This window comes from Mesorhizobium sp. M7A.F.Ca.CA.002.09.1.1, from assembly GCF_003998555.1.
Lineage (GTDB): Bacteria > Pseudomonadota > Alphaproteobacteria > Rhizobiales > Rhizobiaceae > Mesorhizobium > Mesorhizobium ciceri.
This window is the reverse complement of the sequence record NZ_RZRR01000051.1, coordinates 7,348-12,516: the sequence shown is the minus strand read 5'-3', so window position 1 is coordinate 12,516 and position 5,169 is coordinate 7,348. Positions and strand designations below refer to the sequence as shown.

Annotated in this window: 6 protein-coding genes and 1 pseudogene; 5 read left to right on the top strand and 2 right to left on the bottom strand. The window is 60.1% G+C overall.

What is annotated here, in order from left to right:
* The 3 genes from EN994_RS04280 to EN994_RS04270 form a co-directional block, all read left to right on the top strand.
* Positions 1-179, top strand: a 179-nt coding sequence (locus EN994_RS04280) for a TOBE-like domain-containing protein (protein ID WP_206530372.1), incomplete at its 5' end; no start/stop codon positions are given.
* 368 nt (positions 180-547) lie between these two features.
* Entirely contained in the window at positions 548-1,534 is a 987-nt protein-coding gene (locus EN994_RS04275; RefSeq protein ID WP_013530872.1) for a sulfate ABC transporter substrate-binding protein, read from the top strand.
* Between the two features lie 256 nt (positions 1,535-1,790).
* On the top strand, positions 1,791-2,240 hold the full coding sequence (locus EN994_RS04270) for an Rrf2 family transcriptional regulator (protein WP_013530871.1): 450 nt from the start codon (positions 1,791-1,793) through the stop codon (positions 2,238-2,240).
* A gap of 114 nt (positions 2,241-2,354) precedes the next feature.
* Here the strand turns inward: EN994_RS04270 and EN994_RS04265 are convergent, their stop codons facing one another.
* Both EN994_RS04265 and EN994_RS04260 read right to left on the bottom strand, forming a co-directional pair.
* The gene (locus EN994_RS04265; RefSeq protein ID WP_027160686.1) at positions 2,355-3,224 is read right to left on the bottom strand and encodes an NmrA family NAD(P)-binding protein; all 870 of its coding nucleotides are present in this window, start codon (positions 3,222-3,224) and stop codon (positions 2,355-2,357) included.
* 43 nt (positions 3,225-3,267) lie between these two features.
* Positions 3,268-3,690 (bottom strand): DoxX family protein, encoded by a 423-nt coding sequence (locus tag EN994_RS04260; protein ID WP_024501529.1) that lies wholly within the window; start codon positions 3,688-3,690, stop codon positions 3,268-3,270.
* Positions 3,691-3,763: 73 nt separating this feature from the next.
* Between EN994_RS04260 and EN994_RS04255 the strand changes: the two genes are divergently transcribed.
* Positions 3,764-4,714 (top strand): LysR family transcriptional regulator, encoded by a 951-nt coding sequence (locus EN994_RS04255; RefSeq protein WP_244514315.1) that lies wholly within the window; start codon positions 3,764-3,766, stop codon positions 4,712-4,714.
* 164 nt (positions 4,715-4,878) lie between these two features.
* Positions 4,879-5,169 (top strand): annotated as a pseudogene (locus tag EN994_RS35940) (hypothetical protein); the annotation flags it as partial.

Here is a 5,169-nt window from a genome sequence, read left to right as displayed (position 1 = left end):
GCTGCATCGCCGGCACGTTCGCCGCCAGCCGGCGCGTCGCCGGCACGCGCCAGGTCGAGCTTGAAATCGGTGGTGAGCGTCAGCGGGTCGAAATCGAGTTGCCGGTCGATCATCCCGCGGCGCAAAAAAGCCGGGTGGCGTTCCGCCCCGGCCGCTGGAAGCTTTTTCCGGCGGCTTGATTCTCGGCTCAAGCGCTACGCCAACCGGTTTTCGACCTTCAGATTCCTGATCCGGGTGAACTCTCCCGTGTTGGGCTGCGGTTGTTGCGAAACAGCTTCGCCTCCTTGGGCGGCGTTGAATGACGGTTCTGGGGCATGGCGGCAGCTCTTTGTATATGCCTTTTGTATATGCCATGCAGCACCGCAAACAAGGCGCAGAAAAACTCCGACGAAGGTAGCCATCTCCTGGAACAGAATTCCAACAGGTGCCAACTTAGGCGATATATTTTCCCACGACGAGGCCGCGAACCGAGAGCGCATGCCTCGTCGCGCATGATACGTCACGGCTATGGTCCGACCATCAACGCATTGCATCGGAGCCTGTTTTCATGAAACGATTTTTCCTCGGGCTTGCCACCGTCGCCGGCCTGTTCCTTGCATCCTCCCAAGCCTGGTCGGCCGACAAACTGCTCAACGCATCCTATGATGTCGGCCGCGAACTGTTCGTGCAGGTCAACAAGGCTTTCATCGCCCAGCATCCGGGCGTCACCGTCGACCAGTCGCATGCCGGCACTTCGGCGCAGGCACGCGCCATCGCCGAGGGTCTTGGCGCCGACGTTGTTACCTTCAACCAGGTCATCGACATCGACTTCCTGGTCAAGAAGGGCCTCGTCTCGGCCGACTGGCAGAAGGATTTCCCTGACAATGCCTCGCCCTTCTATTCTCTGCCTTCGTTCCTTGTCCGCGCGGGCAACCCCAAGCACATCAAGGACTGGAACGATCTCGTGCGCGACGACGTGCAGGTGATCTTCCCAAACCCGAAAACATCCGGCAATGCGCGCTACACCTATCTGGCGGCCACCGCCTACGCCAAGGAAGCCTTCAAGGGCGATGACGCCAAGGTGAAAGAGTTCATCACCAAGCTGTTCAACAACGTGCCGATCTTCGACACCGGCGGCCGCGCCGCGACCACCACCTTCGTGCAGCGCGAGATCGGTGATGTGCTGATCACCTTCGAGTCGGAGACGCGCGGCATCCGCAAGGAGTATGGCGACGACAAGTTCGAGCAGGTTACGCCTTCGGTCAGCCTGCTGGCCGAATTCCCGGTCGCCATCGTCGACAAGGTTGCCGACGATCACGGCACGCGCGATCTGGCCAAGACCTATCTCGACTTCCTCTACACACCGGAGGGCCAGGACATCGCCGCCCGCAACGGCCTCAGAGCCCGCGACGCCGCTGTGGCGGCGAAATACAAGGCTGATTTCCCCGATGTCCGGCTGCTGACGGTGGAAGACGTTTTCGGCGGCTGGGACAAGGTGCAGAAAGAGCATTTCGCCGCCGGCGGCCTGCTCGACCAGACCTACGGCAGCCGCTGAGGCAGCGATACCTGCACAGCAGACGAAAAAGCCGGCGCGCTGCCGGCTTTTTTCGTTTTTGAACGCCGATAACCTGGTTATCAGCGGAATATCCGCGTTCTCAGTGCAAAACGTTACAAAGAATCAACGCGTTTATGCCTAACGTGCAATTTGGTGGCTGTTTCGCGAAACATCATCGCGCGGCGAAGACGTCATTATTTGCACACAAACAGTCGCCAGATGCGAGTGGTTGGGGCTTTTATGGGTTGATCTGGGCATGCTGACAAAAAAAGGCAAATACGGCCTCAAGGCCCTCGTGCATCTGTCTGGCCTGCCGGCCGGCCAATTGGCCTTCGTCAATGACATCGCTGTGGCCAACAACATCCCGAAGAAATTCCTCGATGCCATCCTGGGCGAATTGCGCAATGCCGGCTTCGTCCAGAGCCGCAAAGGCAAGGAAGGCGGCTACCGCCTTGCCCGGCCGGCCTCCGAAATCAAGATCGGCCATGTCGTGCGCGTGCTTGACGGGCCGCTGGCGCCAATCCCTTGCGCCAGCCGCACGCAGTATCAACGCTGCGAGGATTGCGACGAGGCGACCTGCCAGGTCCGCCACATGATGCTGGAGGTGCGGCAGGCAATCGCCGAAGTGCTGGATAATCGCAGCCTCGCCGCCATGCGCGATGCCGACAATGACGATTTTCCGGTCGAGCTGACGTCGCAGATCTAAACCACCGACTTCAAGCTGATCGCGTTCAGATAGAGATTCCTGCATTGAAGGAGAGGTTCTCCAAATCTCGGGTTGCGAAGCTCGAAATCACGGAGAACCTCATGCAGTTTTGGCCTATCCGTTCACGTTAGACGCAGCCTCGAATACAGCGCGTGCGGACGTCGTACCCGCTACGTGCTCCGTACCCGCCACACCGAGGTCCATCCATCCCGCATTCACGGCCTCGAACATTTCTTCGGCGGGTCCGGAGTGACCCTTCGGGATGCCGAATTGCTCGAACGCTTCCGCCCACCCCGCACGCGGAATTGCAAAGGCTTTCACGGCGAGATTCAGGACTTCACCCAACTGCTCGGCGACTTCATCCGCGGTGACCATCGAACCGATCTCGACGATGCGCTGCCCTGACCACGTCGACCCGGTCAAAAGGGTTGCGACCTCTGCGCCGATGTCGTTCGTCGCAACCATGGTCGATTTCCGGTTTGTCGGATTGTAGTAGACCGGTAGCATTCCGCCCTGCGCGACCTGCAAGCCGTAGAGGAAATTTTCGAAGAATCCCCCCGCGCGCACAAATGCGGTTGGTGATGTCAGGCCGCGAAACCCTTGCTCCAGAAGCGACAAGGCCGCGATCACCCCGTGCCCGCTTGTTCTGTTCGCACCCATCGACGAAAGCGCGACCACTCGCGGCGGCGCTGCCTTGGTCAGAGCCTCGACATAGCTAGCAATCACGCTCCTCGCTTCTTTGTAATCGGGCGACGGCGCCCAGACAGGGGGCAACATGACGAACGCGCCTTCGACGCCTTTGAGGGCTCGCTCGATGGCTGCCGAATCATTCCAGTCGCCGTCTACCAGTTCCACGCCCTGGTTCGCCCAATTGGCCGCCTTGTCGCGGTTGCGGACGAGTGCGCGTACCTCCTTGCCGTGCGCCAGCAGATGCTCTGCCGTTGCGCCGCCAACTTTTCCCGTGATTCCCATTACTAGGAACATGTGTTTTCTCCTGATGTCGGGGGACAGAGCTGCCCCTGTTGGTTCAATGGATGAGCGGCAGAATGGCCCGGATACGGGGATCGCGGAGATAGAGGCCGCCCCAGGTCATCGCGCCCAGAAACAGGGAGATGATTTCCGGCGGCGACCCCAACTCACCGATGCGGAGATGGGCGCAGATGGCACCTCCCAAAAAGCCCGTCACCAGGATCGCGCCGAGGACGGCGGTGACCGGGATGGCGTAGAGGATGGCGCAGGCGAGGATGATCGGACCCACGACACGGGTCAGGTCCATCGCAAACCCGGTTTCCTGCAACATGCTGGCGATCTGTGCCGGCGCGAAAAGCTGAACAGTGCCATCTGCCGTCAGGGCGATGACGACAAACGCGCTCATGATCCGGCCGGCCCACAGGGCGCGATGCAAGGTCATAATTTCCGGTGTCTGATGCAGGTTCACAGTTTCGGACACTTGTCATTCTCCGATGGGGAGATCCCATATTCGAAGCTTACTGTGCCTCTCAAATGTGATAAATGCCGAGAAAATGAACCAACTGTTCTCTTTTTGGGAAACAATCCGAGGCACGAAAATGCAGAATCTCGAACCCATCCTCATTTTCACAACGGTCGCGGAAATGGGGAGCTTCACCCGCGCGGCCGATAGCCTGGGCATCCAAAAGGGGAGAGCCTCAACGGCGGTCCGCAAGCTGGAAGAAGATGTGGGTGTCAGGCTTCTGCACCGGACGACGCGCAGCGTGCGGTTGACGGAGGACGGACGCGCATTTCATGCCCGCGCCCGCGATCTGCTTGCTGAAGTCGATGATCTGCACTCGATGTTCGCAGGCGACCGCGTGGCACTTCGCGGCCGTTTGCGGGTCGACCTTCCGACCGAAGTGGCGCGCACAACGATCGTACCGGCTTTGCCGGATTTCATGGCGGCTCACCCCGAGTTGGAGCTGGAGGTGTCGAGTACGGATCGGCAAGTCGATCTGGTTCAAGAGGGGTTCGATTGTGTATTGCGGCTTGGACCCATTCGCGACGAGACCCTGATTGCCCGCCCGTTGGGCCTGTTGCGCATGGCCAACGCAGCCAGTCCCGCCTATCTGGCGCGCCATGGCGTGCCTCGATCGCTGGAAGATCTCCAGCGTCAGGAACATAGGGCAATTCATTTTTCGACGCTGCTGGGCGCGCGACCCTATGGATGGGAATATCCGGACGGCGACAGCTACGCGACGCTTCAGTTGCCAGGTGCGCTACACGTCAACAGCGCACAGACCTACGAAGCAGCGGCCCTCGCCGGCCTCGGCCTGATCCAGGCGCCACTCTTGGGCATTGGCCGATACTTGGGGAGTGGAGCGCTTGTCGAGATCCTACCCGATTTTCGTCGCCGGCCGCTCGCCGTGTCCCTCGTCGTCGCACATCGGAGCAATCTATCGCGCCGGGTCCGCGCGTTCATGAAATGGATCGAAGATGTGCTGACGCCATATATGGAATAGCGATACGACTATCTTCGTCCGGCCCTCGAAATCAACACTTCGTAAGCGGCGCGCTTGTCTCAAGTCTAGGGCAAGCGAAATTTGCAGAAGTCTTGAGCGCGGACATGACCTTGCACGGCCCAAGCCGACGCAGTAAAGCGGGGTTCGAAGAACGGGCTGGACCGATGAGGCTGTGGTGGTTAGAAAAATCCCGCAAGGCCGCCCGCAAGCTGCCGTCGGCAGCCAGTTTCCGCACTGAAATCATCGCAGACGTCTTCGTCCCGGAACGGGCGGAGGATGTACGCTTCTTCAGCCGCAAGCTGGTTCGCCCTGGCCGGCTTCGCCGCTTTTCCAACAAGGATCTTCGCGAAGGCCTGCTGTCTATCTTCTATCTCGTGGTGGCGGCGGCACTGCCGGTGCGGTGGTGGGCGCCGATCTGCGGCCGCGTATCGAGGTTTCGCCTCAAGCGCCATATG

Bases quoted from the DNA above. Each gene is read 5' to 3' on its own strand.
- EN994_RS04275 (WP_013530872.1), top strand. From the start codon at position 548: ATGAAACGATTTTTCCTCGGGCTTGCCACCGTCGCCGGCCTGTTCCTT.
- EN994_RS04255 (WP_244514315.1), top strand. From the start codon at position 3,764: ATGAACCAACTGTTCTCTTTTTGGGAAACAATCCGAGGCACGAAAATG.
- EN994_RS04270 (WP_013530871.1), top strand. From the start codon at position 1,791: ATGCTGACAAAAAAAGGCAAATACGGCCTCAAGGCCCTCGTGCATCTG.
- EN994_RS04265 (WP_027160686.1), bottom strand. From the start codon at position 3,224: ATGTTCCTAGTAATGGGAATCACGGGAAAAGTTGGCGGCGCAACGGCA.